This window comes from Allorhizobium pseudoryzae (assembly GCF_011046245.1).
GTDB classification, from domain to species: Bacteria; Pseudomonadota; Alphaproteobacteria; order Rhizobiales; family Rhizobiaceae; genus Neorhizobium; species Neorhizobium pseudoryzae.
On sequence record NZ_CP049241.1, the window covers coordinates 143,491 to 163,027 of the forward strand.

A 19,537-nucleotide genomic window follows, 5' to 3' on the forward strand; every position below is an offset into this window, starting at 1 on the left:
AGACCCGATGTAGGACACACAGCACCAATTGAAAAGGCGGCGCGCTGCCGCGCCCCTCGCCTACCGGCCTTCGCCAAAGATGCTGAACACCAGCCCGCCCTCGCTGTCCTTGGCCTCCGCCTTGACCGCGGCAATTGCGGCGCTGATGCCGCCGACATCATCGAGCAGCAGGCCCTCCGGCAGTTCCAGCACGCCGATCGAGCAGCGCAGCAGCGGGAAATCCCGCTCCGTGCCGCTGCGGTCATGGCCGCGGATGCGACCGGCGGCCCGGTCTTCGGCGGAATACAGCTCCACCGCATCATCGTGGAAATCCGACAGCAGCCGCTCCAGGATTTCCGACAATTCATCGCGCGACCAGTCGGTCAGGCCGATGAAGAAATCATCGCCGCCGACATGGCCAAGGAAATCGCCTTCCGAGAAGAAATACCGGCGCATCAGGGCGGAGAACAGGGTGATCGCGTGATCGCCCATCTGGAAGCCATAATGATCATTGAACGGCTTGAAATGGTCGAAATCGCAATAGCAGAAGAAGCGCGTCTGGTCGTCGTCGCGACCCGCCTCCTGCATGAAATCGCGGATGGCGCGGTTGCCCGGCAGGCCGGTCAGCGGGTTCTGGTCCTGCGCCACCTTCAACTGCTTCTCGTTGATGACCTTGATCAGCGAGGCGGCTGACACGACGCCGGCATAGCGCATGTTTTCCGTCAGGATCACGCAGTCGCTGCCATCCATATTGGCAAAGATGTTCATCAGCCGCTCGGCATTGGCATCGAGGCCAACGATCGGCGCCCCTTCGACGAAATGCGAGATGGAGCGCTCGTAGATCTTGTTCTTTAAAAGGTCGCGTCCGAAGGGACGGTAGATATATTCCTTCAGGTGGTATTCGCTGATGATGCCGCGCGGTTCGCCATTGGCGTTCAGCACCGGGAAGAAGGACTGGCGCGGATTGCTGCGGAAGAGCTCGAAGACGTGATCGACGCTTTCGTGCTCGAAGACGGTCGGCAGCATTTCGATCTGCTTGCGGATGAGGATTTCATCGAGCGACTGGCTGGAGCGGCGGCTGCGGCCAAGATCGGCAAGATGCGGAAACCCGGCCTGCAATTCGCTGACGAAGGTGGTGGGCCTTGCGATGAACCAGCCCTGCACCATATCGACGCCGAACTCGCGGCAGGTCAAAAATTCCGGTTCGGTCTCGACGCCCTCGGCAATCACCCGGATGCCCAGCACATGGGCGATGTTGACGATGTTGCGCACCAGGTGGCGCTTGCGCGGGCTTTCCTCCAGCCCGGCGATGAAGTGACGATCGATCTTCAGGTAATCGACCGGGAAATCGCAGAGCAGTTTCATCTCGCCATGGCCGACACCGAAATCGTCGATCGCCAGCTTGAAGCCCGCCTTGCGCATCTTGGCGATCAGCTCGGCAAAGGCCGGATCGCGGGTATTGTCGAAGCGCTCCGACAGTTCGAAGCAGACCGAAGACGGCGGGATCTTCGCCTTCTGCAGGTGCTGCACCAGCTTTTCCAGCACATAGTCGCCATGCTGGATGAGGCGGTTATCGAGATTGATGAACAGCGTGTTGTGGGCGAAATCCGGCAGGGTCGCGAACTTGGCGAGCGCGCGGGCCGCCGTCATCTGCTCGAGACCAAGAAGCTGGCCGGCTTCGGCGGCGGTGTCCAGCAGGTCGAGCGGCGTCTCGAAGCCCAGCCGTTCATAGCCGCGCATCAGCGTCTCGTAGCCGAAGACCTTGCCGGTGGCGACTTCCACAATGGGCTGGAAGGCAGCTTCCAGCACCAGTTTTGACAGCGGTAACAGCTGATCATTGGCGTAACGCCTCAGCACTCCGGTTTCGAGCGGCAATGCGCCTGACATGCGGGTCCCCACCTTGATACGCAATACAATTGCGAGTGAAGCTCACATGCCAATCCTCAAGGAATCGTTGCCCGAATGTGAAGGTTTGATGAAACCGACACCGCTCAATTAGCCGGCGCGTTTTGCCGCGAGCGCCACGGCGATCAGCGCCCAGCCTTGGAAGATCAGATCGATGGCCAGGAAGAGGCCCAGCACCCAGACGCTGTTCACCGGCCAGCCGAGAAGGATCACCAGACCGGCAAGCGCGGTGATGGCACCGCCCGCCATGATCCAGCCGGCGCCCTTCAGCGGCCGCATCCGGTTGCCAGCCCACATGCGCACGAGGCCGGCAGCGATCAGCACCACGCCCAGGAACAGCGTGAACACCGCCGCCGTCAACGCCGGATTGGTGAAGGCCAGGAAACCGGCCAGCGTGTAGAGCGCGCCGCTCAGCCCCCAAGAGAGCCAGTCCCGCCATTCCTTGACCTGGAAGGCGTGCACGAGATGCAGGATACCGGCCACCAGCATCAGTGCGCCGAGATAAAAGACCGAGGCCACGGTGGCAAGCAACAGGTTGGCGAGCGCCAAGGTGCCGCCGATGAGCGACAGGATGCCGAGGGCCAGGAACCAGCCCCACTTGCCGTGCAACTGATGCGGATCGGGTTTCGCGAACAGGTCCGTCATGACCACCTCCTTCGGACGACAGGAACAAGCCTAAGGGAAAGAGATGGAACAGGATTGATGCGGATCAACCGGCCGCACGGGTATCGGCTTCCTCGTTGATTTTTTATTGATTGATCAGTCAATCAAAAATATACTGGCTGTCAATCCGGAGTGCGACATGCCCAAGCTTGGAATGGAGCCGCTGCGCCGCAAGGCACTGGTGGACGCGACCTTGAAGACGATCGGAACCCATGGATCGCTCGATGTGACCATGTCCGACATCGCGCGCGAAGCGGGGGTCTCGCCGGCGCTCGCGCACCACTATTTCGGCAGCAAACAACAGCTTCTGCTGGCCACGATCCGGAGTCTTTTGAATCGGTTGCGCGGCGATGCTGTCACGGCTCTTCAAGGTGCTCACACAGCACGTGAACGGATTTCCGCCCTCATCCGCGTGTCCTTCCAGGCCGACCAGTTTGCGCCGGAAACGGTCGCGGCCTGGCTTGCCTTCTATGTCGAGGCGCAACGGTCGGAAGAGACCCGCAGGCTGCTCATCATCTATGCCCGCCGCCTGCACTCCAACCTCGTGCATGCCCTGAAAGCCCTCGCCCCTCCCCTCTCCGCAACGGAGATCGCGCAAGGGACCGCGGCGATGATCGACGGGCTCTACATCCGCCAATCCCTGGGTGCGGCGCCGCTTTCCGTCGATGCCTCTGTCACACTGGTCGAGGATTATGTGACGGGGCGGCTTGCTGCCGCTCAAACCCCTTTTCCGTCGGGAGACAGAACATGAAAGCCCAGCCCCCAGCCTCGCATTTCATCGACGGCGCCTATATCGAGGACACCACCGGCACCGTCATCGAGAGCATCTATCCGGCCACCGGCGAAGTGATCGCCACGCTGCATGCGGCCACGCCGGCGATCATCGAAAAGGCAATTGCCGCGGCCAAGCGCGCGCAGGCCGAATGGGCCTCGTGGAGCCCGACGCAGCGCGGGCGCGTGCTGAAAAAGGCCGCCGAGATCATGCGCGAGCGCAACCGCGAACTCTCGGAACTGGAGACGCTCGATACCGGCAAGCCGATCCAGGAGACGATCGTTGCCGACCCCACCTCCGGCGCCGACAGCCTGGAATTCTTCGGCGGCATCATCGCGTCTGCACTGAACGGCAGCCATATCCCGCTGGGCGCCGATTTCGCCTATACCAAGCGCGTGCCCTTGGGTGTCGTGGTCGGCATCGGCGCCTGGAACTATCCTCAGCAGATTGCCTGCTGGAAGGCGGCGCCGGCGCTTGCCGCCGGCAATGCCATGGTGTTCAAGCCGTCGGAAGTGACACCGCTCGGTGCGCTGAAGATTGCCGAAATCCTGATCGAGGCCGGCCTGCCGAAGGGCGTGTTCAACGTGATCCAGGGCGACCGGGACAGCGGGCCGCTGCTCGTCTCGCATCCCGACGTGGCCAAGGTCTCGCTGACCGGTTCGGTCCCGACCGGCCGCAAGGTGGCGGGGGCCGCTGCCGGACAGCTTAAACATGTGACGATGGAGCTTGGCGGCAAGTCGCCGATCCTCGTGTTCGACGATGCGGATCTCGACAGCGCGATTTCCGGCGCCATGCTCGGCAATTTCTATTCGACCGGCCAGGTCTGCTCGAACGGCACCCGCGTCTTCGTGCACCGGGCGCTGAAGGAGCGTTTCCTCGACCGCCTGAAGGCGCGCACGGAGGCGATCGTGCTCGGCGATCCGCAGGAGGAGGCGACCCAGATGGGCCCGCTCGTCTCGCACGCCCAGCGCGACAAGGTGCTCGCCTATATCGAAAAGGGCAAGGCGGAAGGCGCGCGGCTGATCACCGGCGGCGGCATTCCGAACAGCGTGTCCGGCGAGGGCTTTTACGTGCAGCCGACCGTGTTTGCCGATGTGACCGACGACATGGTGATCGCCCGCGAGGAAATCTTCGGACCGGTGATGTGCGTGCTGGATTTCGACGATGAGGACGAGGTCGTTGCCCGCGCCAATGCCACCGAATTCGGCCTCGCCGCCGGTGTCTTCACCGCCGACATCTCCCGCGCCCACCGCGTGGTGGACCGGCTGGAGGCTGGCACGTTGTGGATTAACACCTACAATCTCTGCCCGGTCGAAATTCCCTTCGGCGGCTCGAAACAATCCGGTTTCGGGCGGGAAAATTCAGCCGCGGCGCTGGAGCATTATTCCGAGCTGAAGACGGTCTATGTCGGCATGGGCCGATGCGAGGCGCCGTATTGAAGTGGGCTTGGTGAAATGACCTTGGCCGTCGCGCAAGCTCGCCCCCCTCTGGCCTGCCGGCTGCAATCGGAGTGGCATGGCGGGTTTGCCTGTACCCCCCTCATCCGCCCTTCGGGCACCTTCTCCCCGCTGGGGAGAAGAGGGCGAACGCGGCCACGCCTGCGACTGCTCCTCTCCCCTCGGGGAGAGGGTGGCCGAGCGGAGCGGAGGCCGGGTGAGGGAGCGGCGGGGCAAAATCGTTCCGTCGCCCCCGACCCCTCACCGCACGATGTCGTCGAGATCCACCTTCAATGCCGCCGCGATGCGCTTCAGCACATCGACGGAGCCGGTCTTCTTGCCGCTTTCGATTTCGGAGAGGTAGGGCTGGGAGATGGCGGCCGCCGCCGCAAGCTCGGAGACGGACATCTTGCGGTAGGTGCGGAATACACGAACAGGGTTTTCGCCATTGGCACGGGCTTCGACGATCTCCAGGGGCCAGACTTCCTGGCCGTCAGCGACCTTGGCCAGCACGGCGCTTGCTTCGAGACCGTCCACAAGGTCTTCATAGTCTTCTTCGCTCAGCAAGACATAAGATTTACCTTCGATTTCGATCTTCTGCACGCGTCCCATGATCCTTCACTCCTTGTAGATGCTGCCGCGCGGTCCAGCGGGCACGACAAGCACAATCCCGCCCTGATCATCGATGATGACGCGGTCGTTGCCAACCCGGATGCGCCAGAGCTCCAGCCCTTTCAACTTCTTGATGTCGACCCGTTCGCCTCGCGCATAGGCTTTCACCTTCGCCAGGATCGCCAAACGACGTTTGGGCTGCATGTTCTGAAGCGCCTTGTCGGCGCGCTGCGACACCACGACTTCCTTCATCGCCCCACCGTCGCCCCCAGCGATATCGACGCGCTCCGTTATAGCGCATCGCGATACTTCTGTCACTCCATCCCCTACATCACTGGATTTCCTCCATGACGCAGAACGCAGATTTCGTCATCATCGGTTCCGGTTCCGCGGGCGCTGCCATGGCCTATCGCCTGTCGGAAGACGGCAAAAGCTCGGTCATCGTGCTGGAATTAGGCGGCTCGGATATAGGGCCCTTCGTGCAGATGCCGGCAGCGCTTGCCTTTCCGATGAACATGGAGCGATACAACTGGGGTTATCTCTCCGAGCCCGAGCCGCATCTGAACAACCGGCGGATGATCGCGCCGCGCGGCAAGGTGATCGGCGGCTCGTCGTCGATCAACGGCATGGTCTATGTGCGCGGCCATGCGGAGGATTTCAACCGCTGGGAAGAGATGGGAGCCACCGGCTGGGCCTATGCGGACGTGCTGCCCTACTTCAAGCGCATGGAGCATGCCCATGGCGGCGAAGAGGGCTGGCGCGGCACGGATGGCCCGATGCATGTGCGGCGCGGCACGGTGAAGAACCCGCTCTACCGCGCCTTCATTGAGGCGGGGCGGCAGGCCGGATTTCCGGTGACGGACGATTATAACGGCAGCCAGCAAGAGGGTTTCGGCCTGATGGAGCAGACGAGCTGGGCGGGCCGTCGCTGGTCCACCGCCAACGCCTATCTCAAGCCGGCGCTGAAGCGCGAGAACTGCCGGCTGATCCGCTGTTTTGCCCGCAGGATCGTCATGGAGGGCACCCGCGCCGTGGGCGTCGAGGTGGAGAGAAACGGTGAGATCGAAGTGATCCGGGCGAACCGCGAGGTGATCGTGGCGGCGTCTGCCTTCAACTCGCCAAAACTTCTGATGCTGTCCGGCATCGGGCCGTCGGCCCATCTGCAGGCGATGGGCATCGACGTGGTGGCCGACCGGCCGGGCGTCGGACAAAACCTGCAGGATCATCTCGAATATTACCATCAGTTCAAGTCGAAGCTGCCGATCACCCTGCATGCCAAGAACAACTGGTTCTGGAAGGGCGTGGTGGGCGCACAGTGGCTGTTGACGAAAACAGGGCTTGGCACCTCCAACCAGTTCGAGGCGGCCGCCTTCATCCGCTCGAGCGCCGGCGTCAGATGGCCGGACATCCAGTATCACTTCCTGCCGATCGCGGTGTCGTATGACGGAAAGTCGTCCGCCGAAGGTCACGGTTTCCAGGCCCACGTGGGCTACAACATGTCGAAGTCGCGCGGATCGGTGACCCTGCGCTCGCCGGACGTGAAGGAGGCGCCGGTCTTGCGCTTCAACTATATGAGCGATCCGGAAGACTGGGTGAAATTCCGCCACGCGGTGCGCGTCACCCGCGAGATCTTTGCCCAGAAGGCGTTTGATCCCTACCGCGAAAGCGAGATCGCGCCGGGCGAAACCGTGCAGAGCGACGACGAGATCGACGCTTACCTTCGCGAACACCTGGAAGGCGCCTACCATCCCTGCGGCACCTGCAAGATGGGGCGTGCCGATGATCCCCTGGCCGTTGTGGACCCGACCTGCAAGGTCATCGGCGTCGAGGGGCTGCGGGTGGCGGACTCCTCCATCTTCCCGCATGTGACCTATGGCAACCTGAACGGCCCCTCGATCATGACCGGCGAAAAGGCCGCCGACCATATTCTCAGCCGCGATCCCCTGCCCCGCAGCAATCAGGAACCGTGGATCAATCCGCGCTGGGAGATGAGCGACCGGTAGAGGCTCAGAGGCGATAGGGAGTGCGGATGCCGGGATCGGACGGCGGCAGATCCTTCACCATTCCTCCCGGAGAGACCGCTGATAGGATGTACCCTCCGCTTGCTGATCGGCATCAGCCCAAAGGCCGAATGCGACTGCGACGCAGGGTTTTTCCCGCCGCTGCAAAAGATCGGCCACCGCTTCACGAATGAGTGCGCTGCGGGAGACACGCTCCTCCCTCGCCAGCCGGTCGAGGGCTGCCACCGCCGTGTCCTCAAGATCGATCAGGGTTCGCATAGGGTCTCCTTGCGATATACGGCATAAATATATCCCATATCGTTATTGTGTCACAGAAACCGACGGATTTGCATCTCATCGCCGTTCAAGGTTGAAGTCATCACTGAACGTCATGATCCGCCGGGAGAAGATCGAGCTGCATCCTCTTGAAAACGAGTCTCATTCCGATCCGGATGCCGATCTCCTGCGGCGCGTGGCGGCAGGCGACGAGGCGGCCATGCGGGCGCTGGTAGCGGCAAAGCTGCCGCGACTTCTGGCGCTTTCGCAGCGCATGCTGGGCGACCGGGCGGAGGCCGAGGACGTGGCGCAGGAGACATTCTTTAGGATCTGGAAACAGGCGGGCCGCTGGCAGGCCGGGCGGGCGAAATTCGATACCTGGGCGCACCGGGTGGCGCTCAACCTCTGTTACGACCGTTTGCGCAAGCGGCGGGATGTGATGACCGACGACCTGCCCGAACAGGTGGACCCTGGTCCGCTGCCCGATGCCGGGCTGACCGAGGACGGCGACAGCCGGCGCGTGGAGCTTGCCTTGCAAAACCTTGCGCCGCGGCAGCGGGAGGCGATCATTCTGGTCTATTATCAGGAGCTGTCGAACCGCGAGGCCGCCTCGGTGATGGCGGTCAGCGTCGATGCGCTGGAAAGCCTTTTGTCGCGCGGGCGGCGCATGTTGCAGAGCCTCTTGCTGGGAGATGGCAAAGATGAATGAGAACGGACATCGCGAGGCGCAGCTGGATAGGCTGCTGTCGCGCCACACGGTTCCGGCGCCGGACAGCGCGCTCACCGGCCGCATTCTGGCCGATGGCGTGCGGCTGACGCAACGGCGGGCGCGGATCTGGCGATGGCTGACGGGTGCCGGCCTGATCGGCGTGGGCCTGGCGGGGGCGCTTTCCGGCGCGGCGGCGGTGATGGTGCTGTCGCCCAGCAGCGGTTTCCAGCTGTCCGAGCCGCTCGAAACCGCCTTCGGTACCGTTGCGACCGAGGCCCAGCTGACCGAGATCGGGGAGATCCAATGACCGACCAGTCGTTTCGCAGGCTCGTGCTGGGGCTGCTCGTCGTCAACACCTTTCTTCTGGCAGCCGTGATCGGCGGCGGGGTTTTCTATCTGTCCGGCGAGACGCGCCAGACGGCGCAGCGCCTGCCGCTGGCCGGTGAGCAGCTGCCGGCAGCCCAGCGAAAAGCGCTGCAGCAGGCGCTGACGGAGGCGCGGCGGGCCGTCCGCTCCACCCAGCTTGAGGCGCGCCAGGCACGGGTCGAGGCTGCCGCCCTGATGGGCAAGCCGGATTTCGATGCAGCGGCGCTGTCCGATGCTCTGGCCCGCGCCCGCACGGCGGAGATGGCGGTGCGGGCGGCCGTCGAAGAACGCGCAGTGGCGTTTGCCGCCACCCTCTCCACCGACGAGCGCCGGCGGCTGGCCGATGGGTTGATCGGCCGCGAGGCGCCGCGTCCTGCCACGAAATGATCACATTCGCCAAGCGACGGATTGGCCCAGCCCCTTCCGTTGAAGGACCGATCACGATGAAACGGAGGTCGTATCGGTCATGGCAAACCCCAAGGATCTGGATGCAGCGCTGGCGCTCTGGCGCTTCGGGCTCGGCGCGCAACAGGGCAGTCTCGCGGCGATCAAGGAGGCTCCGCGCGATCTCCTGATGCAGGAAATCACCGAAAAGGCCGTGCCAACCCCAAGCGGCGGCACGCTTCGCTCCTCCGGCGACCTTCTTCTTGCCCTTTATGAGTATCAGGATCAGGTGAAAGCGGAGCGTGCGCGCCCGCTGCCGGCCGCCGTGGAGCCCACCTCCGCTCCAGCGGCGGCCGGTCCTTCGGCTGGACCGATGGCGGGTCCGGACAAGGCTCCAGACGGCAAGGGCATGAGTGCCCGCCCGGCGGACAAGCGCCCCTATCTGCCGCAGCAGATCCTGCTCGACGAGGTGGATGCCCGGTTCAACGGCACGATCCACGAGCCGCTGATCGGGTTTGGCGAGCGGCTGGCGATGTTCTTTGCGAACCACTTTGCCATTGCCACCGGCAAGGGCGGCGAGGTGCACATCCTGGCCGGCTGTTTCGAGCGCGAGGCGATCCGCCCGCATCTCTTCGGGCGCTTCGAGGACATGCTGGTGGCGGTGGAAACCCATCCGGCCATGCTGGTCTTCCTCGACAACCGCCAGTCGATCGGGCCGAATTCCGCCGCCAACAAGAACGGCAAGCGGGGGCTGAACGAAAACCTCGCCCGCGAAATTCTGGAACTGCACACGCTCGGCGTCGATGGCGGCTACACCCAGGCGGACGTGACCGCGTTCGCGCGGATCATCACCGGCTGGACGGTGTTCCGCAAGGAGAACAAGCCGGGGCCGCAGGGCGAGTTCTTCTTCAATGCCAATGCGCACGAGCCGGGCGACCAGACGGTGATGGGTGTGACCTATGCCGATGGCGGGTTCGAGCAGGGCCGCGCCGTGCTGCGCGATCTCGCCCGCCACCCCGCCACCGCCCGGCATCTCGCCTTCAAGCTCGCCCGGCATTTCATCTCGGATCAGCCGCCGCCGGCCCTGGTGGCGGCCATGGCCGCCGCCTACACGAAAACCGATGGCGATCTCTCCGCCGTCTATCTGGCGATGCTGTCGGCGGAGGAAGCCTGGAACCCGGCGCTGACGAAACTGCGCCCGCCGCTGCAATACGTGACCGCCATGCTGCGCGCGTCCGGTGTCCGCCCGAAACCACAGCAGATCCTCTCCACCCTGAAGGCGCTCGGCCAACCGATGTGGGACCCCGCCGGACCGAACGGCTTTTCCGACGTGGCGGACGGCTGGGCCTCCTCGGAGGGCCTCGCCACCCGCATCGAGGCGGCCAATCTCTTTGCTCATCAGGTGGCGGGCAATATCGATCCGCGCGCTTTTGCCGGAGACCGGTTCGGCCCGCTTCTGTCGGACGACACCCTGCAGGCGATCTCGCGCGCCGAGACACGGCCGCAGGGCCTGTCGCTCGCCTTTCTTGCCCCCGAATTCGTGAGGAGCTGACGCCCATGTCCCGTGAAATGTCCTGCGAACTTTTAACCCCTACCCGCCGCGCCGTGCTGGGCGCTTCCGGAGCCCTGTTTGCCTGGGCCTTCATGCCGAAGTTCGCGACGGCCGCGCAAGGACGCGATCCGCGCTTCGTGACGATCATCCTGCGCGGCGCGTTGGATGGGCTGACCGCCGTGCCGCCGGTCGGCGATCCGGGTTATGAGGGCCTGCGGCAGTCGATTGCGCTCGCCACGGACGGCAACCAGCCGGCCCTGCCGCTCGACGGGTTTTTCGCGCTGCATCCGTCGATGCCGAATTTCCACCGGCTCTACCAGGCCAAGCAGGCGGCCGTCATCCATGCCAGCGCCACGCCCTATCGCGAGCGGTCGCATTTCGACGGACAGGACGTGCTGGAAAGCGGCTATTCGACCCCCGGCCACGTGGAAAACGGCTGGCTGAACCGCCTGCTGCAAGGCCTGCCGGCAGGCGACAAGATCGCGCCCGGCGCCACCGAGCGGGTGCGTGGATTGTCCGTCGGCGCCACCGCTCCGCTCGTCATCCGAGGGCCGGCGCCGCTTCTCGGCTGGGCGCCTTCGGTGCTGAGGCAGGCGGATGGCGACCTGCCGCCACGGCTGATGGATCTCTATGGCCGCACCGACCCGCTGCTCGCCGAACTCCTGAAAGAGGGCATCGAGACCGGGCGGATCGCGTCGGGCATCGACATGAAGGCGAAGGGCGGCCCGGGGGACCCGAACGGCATGGAGCAGATGGCCCGCGGCGCGGCCAGATTGCTTGCGAACGAGGAAGGACCGCGCATCGCAGCGCTTGCCTTCGAAGGCTGGGACACGCATGCGCAGGAGACCGAGCGGCTTTCCAAGCTTCTCTCCGGCCTCGACCGCGCCTTTGCCGCCTTCGAGCAGGAGATGGGGCCGGCCTGGAAGGATACGGTGGTGCTGGTCGCGACCGAATTCGGCCGCACGGCCCGCATCAACGGCACGGAGGGCACCGACCACGGCACCGCAACCACGGCTTTCCTCGCCGGCGGCGCCGTGCGCGGCGGGCGGGTGATCGCCGACTGGCCGGGGCTGAAGGACAACCAGCTTTACGAAGGCCGCGACCTTGCCGCCACCACGGACCTGCGCGCCGTGATCAAGGGCATTGCCACCGATCTTCTCGGTGCCGATGCCAAACATCTGGCCGAAGCGGTGTTTCCGGGTTCGGGCGCCGTCCAGCCGATGAAGGGGCTGCTGGTCTAGCGATCGGGGAAACGACGGCTTTCCGGCCCGTCCGCAAGACCTCCGCGGCGGGCCGGCTTTTTCTTGCGCTTTGCAAGGAAATTCCGGCCTGCGGGTTGATGGCGCGGCGCAAAAGGCGTTTACAGGGGGGAAGCCCGCCGCCTGTCGATTTCTGCCCGGATGTTTCTGATGCCTGCTCGTTCCCGCCGCTCCAAGGTCTTTCGCCGTTCCCGCGTGATGCGCGGATCCTGGACGGTGTGGAAACCGCGGATCGTCTTCTGGATCGGGGCGATTGCGATTGGCGTCGTCAGCGTTGGATTTGCGGCGGCGGCCGACCATGCGCAGCACCTTTTTCGCGGCCTCTTGGGCACTTCCGAGGTCAGTTTCCTGCTGCCGCTGCTGTTGACGCCGGCAGGGTTTGCGCTCTGTGCCTATCTGTCGATCCGCTTCTTTCCCAATTCGCAAGGCAGCGGCATTCCGCAGGCGATTGCGGCGCGCCATCTGCATGACGAGACCTCGCGCGGGCTGCTGCTCTCCTTGAAGATTGCCGCCGGAAAGGTGCTTCTCACCATCGTCGGGCTGTTCTGTGGCGCCTCGATCGGCCGCGAGGGACCGACGGTGCAGGTGGGGGCTGCGATCATGCTGGCGAGCGGGCGCATCGGTGGCATGGCGCAGGCGCGCGGCCTCATCCTGGCGGGCTCTGCCGCCGGCATTGCCGCCGCCTTCAACACGCCGCTGGCCGGCATCGTGTTTGCGATCGAAGAGATGAGCCGCACCTTCGAATCACGCGCCAACGGGCTGGTGCTGACGGCGGTGATCCTCTCCGGTCTGGCCGCCCTTGGCCTTGTCGGCAGCTACACCTATTTCGGCGAAACGAACGTCGCCGCCGTCGCGACGTCCGACTGGCTGCTGGTTCCGGTCTGCGGGCTTGCCGGGGGGGCGCTCGGCGCGCTCTTCAGCGCCGGCGCGCTGGAGGCGGCCAAGCGGCTTCGCCGGTTCGCGCAGCCGGCGCCGCTGAAGCGCATGGTCGCGGCTGCCGCCGTCGCCGGCCTTGCGGTCGCGGTGATCGGCATTCTGTCGGGCGGCGACACCTTCGGCACCGGCTACGAGCAGTCGCGGGCGATCCTCGAAGGGCAGACCCCCTCGCCGCTTCTGTTTGTCGAGAAATTTCTCTCCACCTTCCTGTCGATGGCATCGGGCATTCCGGGCGGAATCTTCGCGCCGTCGCTGACGGTCGGTGTCAGCCTGGGCGGCACGCTGGCAGACCTGATCGGCGGCAGTATCGCGCTTGGCGCGGTGCTTGGCATGGCCGGCTATTTTGCCGGCGTGGTGCAGGCGCCGATGACGGCCTTCGTCATCATCATCGAGATGACCGGCAACCAGGGCTCCGTCATCCCGATCATGGCCGCCTCGATGATCGGTTATGTGACCTCGCGCCTTCTCTCGCCGGAACCGCTCTATCACGGCCTGTCGCGAACCTTCCTCGCCCAGGCGCTGCGGGCCAAACGCCATGAGGACACCGCCCGGGCCTGAGCGGAGGTCCGAGATCCACCGCGAAAGCCCACAGATGCGGGCGTTCGGCGTCGGAGAACGCTATCTGTCATAATCATATGGTTATGCATGCCATGCCAATTTTTATTTGCGGGCTTTATCCGCTTCTGTAAGCATAACCGTCATGGAAGACTGCGAGTAGAGGAGCGTGGCATTCCGGGGGACGCGGGAACAGCGCGCGCTGTGTCACGATGTTTGCGGGGATTGCCGGTCTTCGGTCTTTACATATCAATGCTGGCGCGATGGGAGGAGAACATGTTGCGCAATCTTATGCTGGCCGGAATTTCCGGTGTCGCCTTGATGATGTCCGGCGTCTCGGCTTTTGCCGCAGATGTCACCTTGAAACTGCACCAGATGCTGCCGCCGCAGGCAACCATTCCGGCCAAGGTTCTCGAACCCTGGGCGAAGAAGGTGGAAGCCGAATCCAAGGGCCGCATCGTCGTCGAGCTTTACCCGTCCATGCAGCTTGGCGGTCGCCCGTCCGATCTGGTGGACCAGGTGAAGGACGGCGTGGTGGATCTGACCTGGACACTGTTCGGTTATACGCCGGGCCGTTTCCCGAAGTCGGAAGCCTTCGAACTGCCCTTCATGGTGACGACGGCGGAAGCCACCTCGGTCGCCTTCCAGGATTATTATGAAAAGCACCTGAAGGATGAGCTGAAGGACTACCACGTGCTCGCCGTCCACACGCACGGTCCCGGCATTCTGCACACCATCGCCTCCAAGCCGATCAAGTCGCTCGCCGACATGAAGGGCCTGAAGCTGCGCGGCACCTCCAAGGTCGTCAACCAGATGCTGGAAGCGATGGGCGCCGCTCCGATCGGCATGCCGGTCACCGCCGTGCCGGAATCGCTGTCGAAGAGCGTCATCGACGGCACCGTCGTTCCGTGGGAAGTGACACCCTCGATCAAGATCGCGGAACTGGCGCCCAACCACACACAGTTCACCGGCAAGAACGGCCTTTACACCGGCACCTTCTTCTTTGCGATGAACAAGGACAGCTACGATGCCATGCCGGATGATCTGAAGAAGATCATCGACGCCAATTCCGGCAAGGATCTGGCCCGTCTGTTCGGCCAGGCCATGGATGCTGGCGACAAGCGCGGCCAGGAATTGGCCGACAAGGCCGGCAACACCACGATCACGCTCGACGAGGCCGAAACCGCCAAGTGGAAGGCGCAGGGCGAAGCCGTGACCAAGAAGTGGATCGCCGACATGGACGCCAAGGGCCTCGACGGCACCGGCCTCTACAAGGATGCGGTGGCTCTCATCGCGCAATACTCGAAGTAACTTCTTCCCGAGACATCCAGGCGACGTGCGGAGACGCAGGTCGCCTGGATTTTTCTATCGATGCGAGGATGTGCCGCAATGGCAACCGATCACCCGACTGCCCTTGATCGTTTCGGACGCTTTACCAACGGCCTGGCCACTGCGCTCGTCGCGCTCGGCGGGCTCTGCCTCGTCAGCGCCAGCGTCCTGACCGGTCTTTCCATCATGGGATCGCTCACCGTGGAGCCCATTCCGGGTGAAATCGAAGTGGTCGAGGCGCTGTGCGGGCTCGCCGTCTTCGCCTTCCTGCCGTTCTGCCAGTTGCGTCGCGGCCATGTCGGCGTCGATTTGCTGATCAGCGCCTTCGGGACGAAGGCAATGAACTGGACACAGCTTGTCGGCGACATCGTCATCACCGCGCTGATCGCGCTGCTCACCTGGCGTCATGCCATCGGCTTCATGGACAAGCTCGGCAATGGCGAAACGACGCCGCTGCTGCTCATTCCCCTCTGGTGGGGTTATGCGATCGCGCTTGTCCTGCTCGTCGCCAACCTCGTCACCTGTCTTTTTGTCATTCTGGCTGACCTGCGCGACATTCGCCATGGCAACGCCATCGTCGCGTCTGTCGGAGTTCACTGATGAGCAGCATTGAAATCGGACTCTGGTCCTTTCCCGTCCTGATCCTTCTCATCTTCCTGCGCGTGCCGATCGGCGCTGCCATGCTGGGCGTCGGCACGATCGGCGTCTATCTGGTGCTCGGCCGCTGGACGCCGATCCTCGCGCAGATGAAATCGCTCACCTGGGCGACCTATGCCAATTATTCGCTCTCCATCGTGCCCTTGTTCCTGCTGATGGGACAATTCGCGGCGCGCGGCGGCATGAGCCAGGCGCTGTTCAACGCCGCCGCCGCCTTCGTCGGCCACCGCAAGGGTGGCGTCGCGATGGCGGCGATCGGTGCCTCTGCCGGTTTCGGCTCGATCTGCGGCTCCTCGCTCGCAACCGCTGCGACCATGGCGCAGGTGGCGCTGCCGGAACTGCGCCGCCACGGTTATGCGGGCGGGCTTTCCACCGCAGCCCTTGCCGCCGGCGGCACGCTCGGCATCCTGATCCCGCCTTCAGTCGTGCTGGTCATCTACGCGATCCTCACCGAACAGAACATCGCCAAGCTCTTCCTCGCCGCCTTCGTGCCCGGCATCATCGCGGCACTCTCCTACCTCATCGTGATTGCCATCTATGTGCGGCTGAAGCCGGAATCGGCGGGGCAGGCCCCGCGCCTACCCTGGAAGGACCGCATTCCGGCGCTGATCGCCGTCTGGCCGGTGGCGTTGATCTTCTTCCTCGTTGTCGGCGGCATCTATCTCGGCTGGTTCACGCCAACCCAGGCCGCGGCCGTCGGTGCTGCGGGCACCGGCCTCGTCGCCTGGGTGAATGGCGGGCTCGACCGCAAGTCGCTGCTCGACTGCTTCAAGGAAACGGCGGTCTCCACCGGCATGATCTTCTTCATCGTGCTCGGTGCCTCGGTGTTCAACTCCTTCATCGCCTTTTCGCGCCTGCCGCAGGTCGGAGCCGAATGGGTGACGGCGCAGGGCTTTTCGCCGATGACGGTGCTGATCATCATCCTGGTGCTCTACATCATTTTCGGCTGCATCATGGATTCGCTGTCGATGATCGTGCTCACCGTGCCGATCTTCTTCCCGATTGTGACCGCTATGGATTATGGCCTGACCCCGGAACAGTTCGCCATCTGGTTCGGCATCCTGGTGCTGATGGTGGCCGAAATCGGCATGATCACGCCACCGGTGGGGCTCAATCTCTTCATCATATCGGCGATGGCGCGCGAGGTGCCGGTGCGCGACACCTACAAGGGGGTCGTTCCCTTCGTCACCGCGGATCTGGTGCGGATCGTGATCCTGACCAGCTTTCCGATCATCTCGATCTTCCTGATCAGCTGACGGCTCACATCATCGCCGATGACTTTGCGGAAGCGCGCCCCTGCCGGGCGCGCTTTTTGCGTTCTCTGGGGCGCCACGAGCGCCAGCGAAGGCTGAATGACCTGATACCGTTTCGTCGATCGTGACGAGCCTTCGCCTCAATCCATCGCCGCGGTGCGGCGGATGCGGGCGAGGATGGCGTCGGCGATGACCTTGTAATTGCCGTCGAAATGATGGCCGCCCGGCCGTTCGATCACCTCGGCGCCGGGAAGGGACCTGACGGCCGGACAGGCGGTGTCCACTTCTTTCTGGCCGTAGACGCACTGGACGAGATCCGTCTTGAGGCTCTTCAGATCCTCGACCGGATCTCCGTGCTTGCCGGCACCGGCAACACCCAGCCAGCCCATCACCGAGATCTGGAAATCCGCCTGGTGGCCAAGCGCCAGCAGGGAGACCAGCGACACGCGGTCGGCCTCAGCCTTCGGCAGGCGTTTGAGCGTTGCCGGCAGAATGTTGGCGCCGAAGGAATAACCGATCAGCGCCACGTGCTTGACCCGCCAGCGTTTGCGATAGGTATCGATGATCCTGGCGAGATCAGCGGCGGTCTCGTCCGGGCTTCGTTCGCGCCAGAAATACCGCAGCGCATCGACGCCGACCACCGGCACGCCGTCCTGCTGCAGAGAGGTGGCGAGTTTCTTGTCGATATCGCGCCAGCCGCCATCACCGGAATAGATGATCGCCATCGTCTCGAAGAGCGGCCGGGTCTCCATCGGCACGATCGGCAGGTCGAGCGGCGTGTGGGCGCCCTGCAGGCGGTCCAGGGTGCGGTCAAGCCGCGCCGCCAGCCGCTGGAAGGCGGGGGCTGCGCCGCCCTCCGCCACCTCGACGTCCGGATGGCTGGCCTTCAACGCGGCCGCCAGCGCGCCACCTTCCGGCGGGGCGCTGTCGCCGAGATCGATCGTCACCGGGTTCGGCAGCGCACCGGGCGTCAGGCCGTAGATGGTGCCGCCGGGTGCCGGTGTCTTTGGCGCCGGCGTGCAGAGCACCGGGGTCAGCGGAATGACGGCTGTCGGGTCGACCGCGAGCGTCTCATCGATGGTGGCGGCCGGTGTCTGGGCGGCAATCGCCAGTGCCAGCGCTGCCCCGTCACCGATGCCGGCAACGACCGGCGCCCGATAGGTTTCGATCCCCGCCCGGCGGTGGATCTGCTGGCTGAGGGATTCGATATCGGATACGAGATAGTGGCAATCGACGGTCGGCGCGGCGCTCAGACGGGCATACCATTCATGCAGATCCACGCCGATCACGGCGGCCTTGCGGGCGAGCAGGTGCTCCGTCTCGGCAACCTCATCCGCCGTCCAGCCATCGCCGTCTGAAATCAGCAGGATCACGGCTTCCGGTGTCTCCGCGGGCAGCGCGAGATGTGTGGTCGGCAGCGTCTTCGTCGCATACTCATCGCTGGCGAGACCGGGGGTAGCCCCCAGGAGACCGGCCAGCAGGCTCGATGCGAGAAGAAGCCGGCCCATCATCGGCGCAGGATGCCTTTGATCCCGCCGCCGATCAGCATCGTGACGTCCAGCAGGGACGCCAGCGGCAGGCCGGAGCCGCCGACGACGAGATAGCGGGATTCCCATTTCGGGTCGAACTTGGACTTGAAGGCCAGCACGCCCCGGAAATTGTAGAAGCGCTCGCCGTGTTCGAAGACCTGTCGGCCGATCTGGTTCCAGAGCGGCGCGTAGTCGCCGTTCGGCAGGCCGGCGAGCGGCGCCATGCCCATGTTGAGCGTCAGGAAACCGTCCGCCTTCAGCCGCTCCATGATCTTGACGAAGAGAAGGTCCATCATGCCGCGGTGGGTGCCGGGAACGTGACGCATCAGATCGATGAAGGCGTCACCGCCCGCAGGCGCGGTCATGATCGAGGCAAAGGCGACGATGCGGCCTTCCATGCGGATGACGGCCACCGATTGTGCCACCACATAGGCATCGCGGAAGGTGCCGAGCGAAAAGCCCTTTTCCGCGGCATTGTGTGCGGCAAGCCAGGCATCGGAGACGCCACGCAGTTCGCCGAGGATCCTCGGCACCTCACAGGGTGAAACCAGGGAAAATTCGAGCCCATCACGTTCGGCACGATTGATCGAACGGCGCAGCTTCAGCCATTCCCCACCCTGCAGCGAAAACTTCCGGAGATCAACGATCGCCTGTTCGCCGAGCTTGTAGGGTTTCAGGCCTGCCTCGACGGCAATCGGCAGGAAATCCGGCGAGACCTGGTAGAAGACCGCCCGCCGGCCGTGCCGCTTGGCATCCGCCACGAATTTCAGCACCAGGTCATGCCAGGCCTCCTTCGGCCCGACAGGATCAAACAGCGCGATCTGCGACTGGCCACGGGTGCCGAACATGATGAAGGCATCACCGGCCTCGGAAAACAGGAGTTGCTTGTCGCCCAGCCGCACGAGGCCGGCGCTGGCATTGCCCTGCGCCCGCAGGATCTCGATGGCCTTTTCCAGATCCATCGCACTGACGCCAGACCGGCGGCGGCGCAGGGGGCGCACGAAACGGCGGCCGGCCCAGGCACCCGCGATCAGCGTGAACGATATGGTCGCACCCGCCGTCTCGCCGATGGCCGGAGCTCTCCACAGACGCAGCGCCAGAAGTGCCTCCTCCATGAAGAGGTACACGAAGAGCACGCTTGCCACGGCCAGCAGGCTGGTGAAACCGAAGATGCTGCTGCCCGGTCTCACGCGGTGGGCGAGATCGGCAAGGTGCGCGGCAAGGCGCGATGGCGGCGCGGCAAAGGTCGTGGGCGCGATCATATCACGGTCAGCAGAAAGGATGTCCATAACACGTCCGGTTGAAGCTCGATCCTGGGCTATAAGGCATGTGCATGGGCTGAAGCTTATCTCACAGGTCTGTGAA

19 protein-coding genes are annotated in these 19,537 nt (G+C 64.3%); 12 read left to right on the top strand and 7 right to left on the bottom strand.

Annotated features, from left to right (window positions below):
• Positions 1-60 precede the first annotated feature (60 nt).
• Complete coding sequence (locus G6N78_RS00880; protein WP_165214641.1) at positions 61-1,866, bottom strand: bifunctional diguanylate cyclase/phosphodiesterase; 1,806 nt, start codon at positions 1,864-1,866, stop codon at positions 61-63.
• Positions 1,867-1,974: 108 nt separating this feature from the next.
• Complete coding sequence (locus tag G6N78_RS00885) at positions 1,975-2,529, bottom strand: HdeD family acid-resistance protein (protein ID WP_165214644.1); 555 nt, start codon at positions 2,527-2,529, stop codon at positions 1,975-1,977.
• Positions 2,530-2,686: 157 nt separating this feature from the next.
• On the opposite strand from G6N78_RS00885, the gene betI reads away from it, so the two are divergent.
• Entirely contained in the window at positions 2,687-3,298 is a 612-nt protein-coding gene (gene betI / locus G6N78_RS00890; RefSeq protein WP_165214647.1) for a transcriptional regulator BetI, read from the top strand.
• Positions 3,295-4,758, top strand: coding sequence for a betaine-aldehyde dehydrogenase (betB, locus tag G6N78_RS00895; protein WP_165214650.1), 1,464 nt, complete (start codon positions 3,295-3,297; stop codon positions 4,756-4,758). Before betI ends, betB begins: the two co-directional genes overlap by 4 nt.
• Positions 4,759-5,016: 258 nt before the next feature.
• Here betB and G6N78_RS00900 read toward each other — a convergent pair whose 3' ends face one another.
• Both G6N78_RS00900 and G6N78_RS00905 read right to left on the bottom strand, forming a co-directional pair.
• Positions 5,017-5,367: a helix-turn-helix domain-containing protein gene (locus G6N78_RS00900; RefSeq protein ID WP_165214652.1), complete on the bottom strand. Its 351-nt coding sequence runs from the start codon at positions 5,365-5,367 to the stop codon at positions 5,017-5,019.
• A 6-nt stretch (positions 5,368-5,373) separates the two neighbouring features.
• Complete coding sequence (locus tag G6N78_RS00905; protein ID WP_165214655.1) at positions 5,374-5,619, bottom strand: type II toxin-antitoxin system RelE family toxin; 246 nt, start codon at positions 5,617-5,619, stop codon at positions 5,374-5,376.
• 95 nt (positions 5,620-5,714) lie between these two features.
• On the opposite strand from G6N78_RS00905, the gene betA reads away from it, so the two are divergent.
• A complete protein-coding gene (gene betA, locus G6N78_RS00910; protein WP_165214677.1) occupies positions 5,715-7,370 on the top strand; it encodes a choline dehydrogenase in 1,656 nt (551 codons plus the stop codon).
• A gap of 54 nt (positions 7,371-7,424) precedes the next feature.
• Here the strand turns inward: betA and G6N78_RS00915 are convergent, their stop codons facing one another.
• The gene (locus G6N78_RS00915) at positions 7,425-7,646 is read right to left on the bottom strand and encodes a ribbon-helix-helix domain-containing protein (protein WP_165214679.1); all 222 of its coding nucleotides are present in this window, start codon (positions 7,644-7,646) and stop codon (positions 7,425-7,427) included.
• A gap of 112 nt (positions 7,647-7,758) precedes the next feature.
• On the opposite strand from G6N78_RS00915, the gene G6N78_RS00920 reads away from it, so the two are divergent.
• From G6N78_RS00920 to G6N78_RS00960, 9 genes are all read left to right on the top strand, one after another.
• The gene (locus G6N78_RS00920; protein WP_165214681.1) at positions 7,759-8,352 is read left to right on the top strand and encodes an RNA polymerase sigma factor; all 594 of its coding nucleotides are present in this window, start codon (positions 7,759-7,761) and stop codon (positions 8,350-8,352) included.
• Positions 8,345-8,659, top strand: coding sequence for a hypothetical protein (locus tag G6N78_RS00925; protein ID WP_165214683.1), 315 nt, complete (start codon positions 8,345-8,347; stop codon positions 8,657-8,659). Before G6N78_RS00920 ends, G6N78_RS00925 begins: the two co-directional genes overlap by 8 nt.
• Entirely contained in the window at positions 8,656-9,105 is a 450-nt protein-coding gene (locus G6N78_RS00930; protein WP_165214685.1) for a periplasmic heavy metal sensor, read from the top strand. Before G6N78_RS00925 ends, G6N78_RS00930 begins: the two co-directional genes overlap by 4 nt.
• Before the next feature lie 79 nt (positions 9,106-9,184).
• Positions 9,185-10,654: a DUF1800 domain-containing protein gene (locus tag G6N78_RS00935; protein WP_165214687.1), complete on the top strand. Its 1,470-nt coding sequence runs from the start codon at positions 9,185-9,187 to the stop codon at positions 10,652-10,654.
• A gap of 17 nt (positions 10,655-10,671) precedes the next feature.
• Entirely contained in the window at positions 10,672-11,895 is a 1,224-nt protein-coding gene (locus tag G6N78_RS00940) for a DUF1501 domain-containing protein (RefSeq protein ID WP_165221097.1), read from the top strand.
• 168 nt (positions 11,896-12,063) lie between these two features.
• Positions 12,064-13,407: a chloride channel protein gene (locus tag G6N78_RS00945; protein WP_165214689.1), complete on the top strand. Its 1,344-nt coding sequence runs from the start codon at positions 12,064-12,066 to the stop codon at positions 13,405-13,407.
• Between the two features lie 273 nt (positions 13,408-13,680).
• Entirely contained in the window at positions 13,681-14,715 is a 1,035-nt protein-coding gene (locus G6N78_RS00950) for a TRAP transporter substrate-binding protein (RefSeq protein WP_165214691.1), read from the top strand.
• A gap of 78 nt (positions 14,716-14,793) precedes the next feature.
• Complete coding sequence (locus G6N78_RS00955) at positions 14,794-15,333, top strand: TRAP transporter small permease (protein WP_165214693.1); 540 nt, start codon at positions 14,794-14,796, stop codon at positions 15,331-15,333.
• The gene (locus tag G6N78_RS00960; RefSeq protein WP_165214696.1) at positions 15,333-16,646 is read left to right on the top strand and encodes a TRAP transporter large permease; all 1,314 of its coding nucleotides are present in this window, start codon (positions 15,333-15,335) and stop codon (positions 16,644-16,646) included. Before G6N78_RS00955 ends, G6N78_RS00960 begins: the two co-directional genes overlap by 1 nt.
• A 137-nt stretch (positions 16,647-16,783) precedes the next feature.
• Here G6N78_RS00960 and G6N78_RS00965 read toward each other — a convergent pair whose 3' ends face one another.
• Both G6N78_RS00965 and G6N78_RS00970 read right to left on the bottom strand, forming a co-directional pair.
• Entirely contained in the window at positions 16,784-18,154 is a 1,371-nt protein-coding gene (locus tag G6N78_RS00965; RefSeq protein WP_234905844.1) for a virulence factor family protein, read from the bottom strand.
• Positions 18,151-19,434, bottom strand: coding sequence for a phosphatidylglycerol lysyltransferase domain-containing protein (locus G6N78_RS00970; protein WP_234905845.1), 1,284 nt, complete (start codon positions 19,432-19,434; stop codon positions 18,151-18,153). The genes G6N78_RS00965 and G6N78_RS00970 overlap by 4 nt, the downstream gene beginning before the upstream one ends.
• Positions 19,435-19,537: the final 103 nt, after the last annotated feature.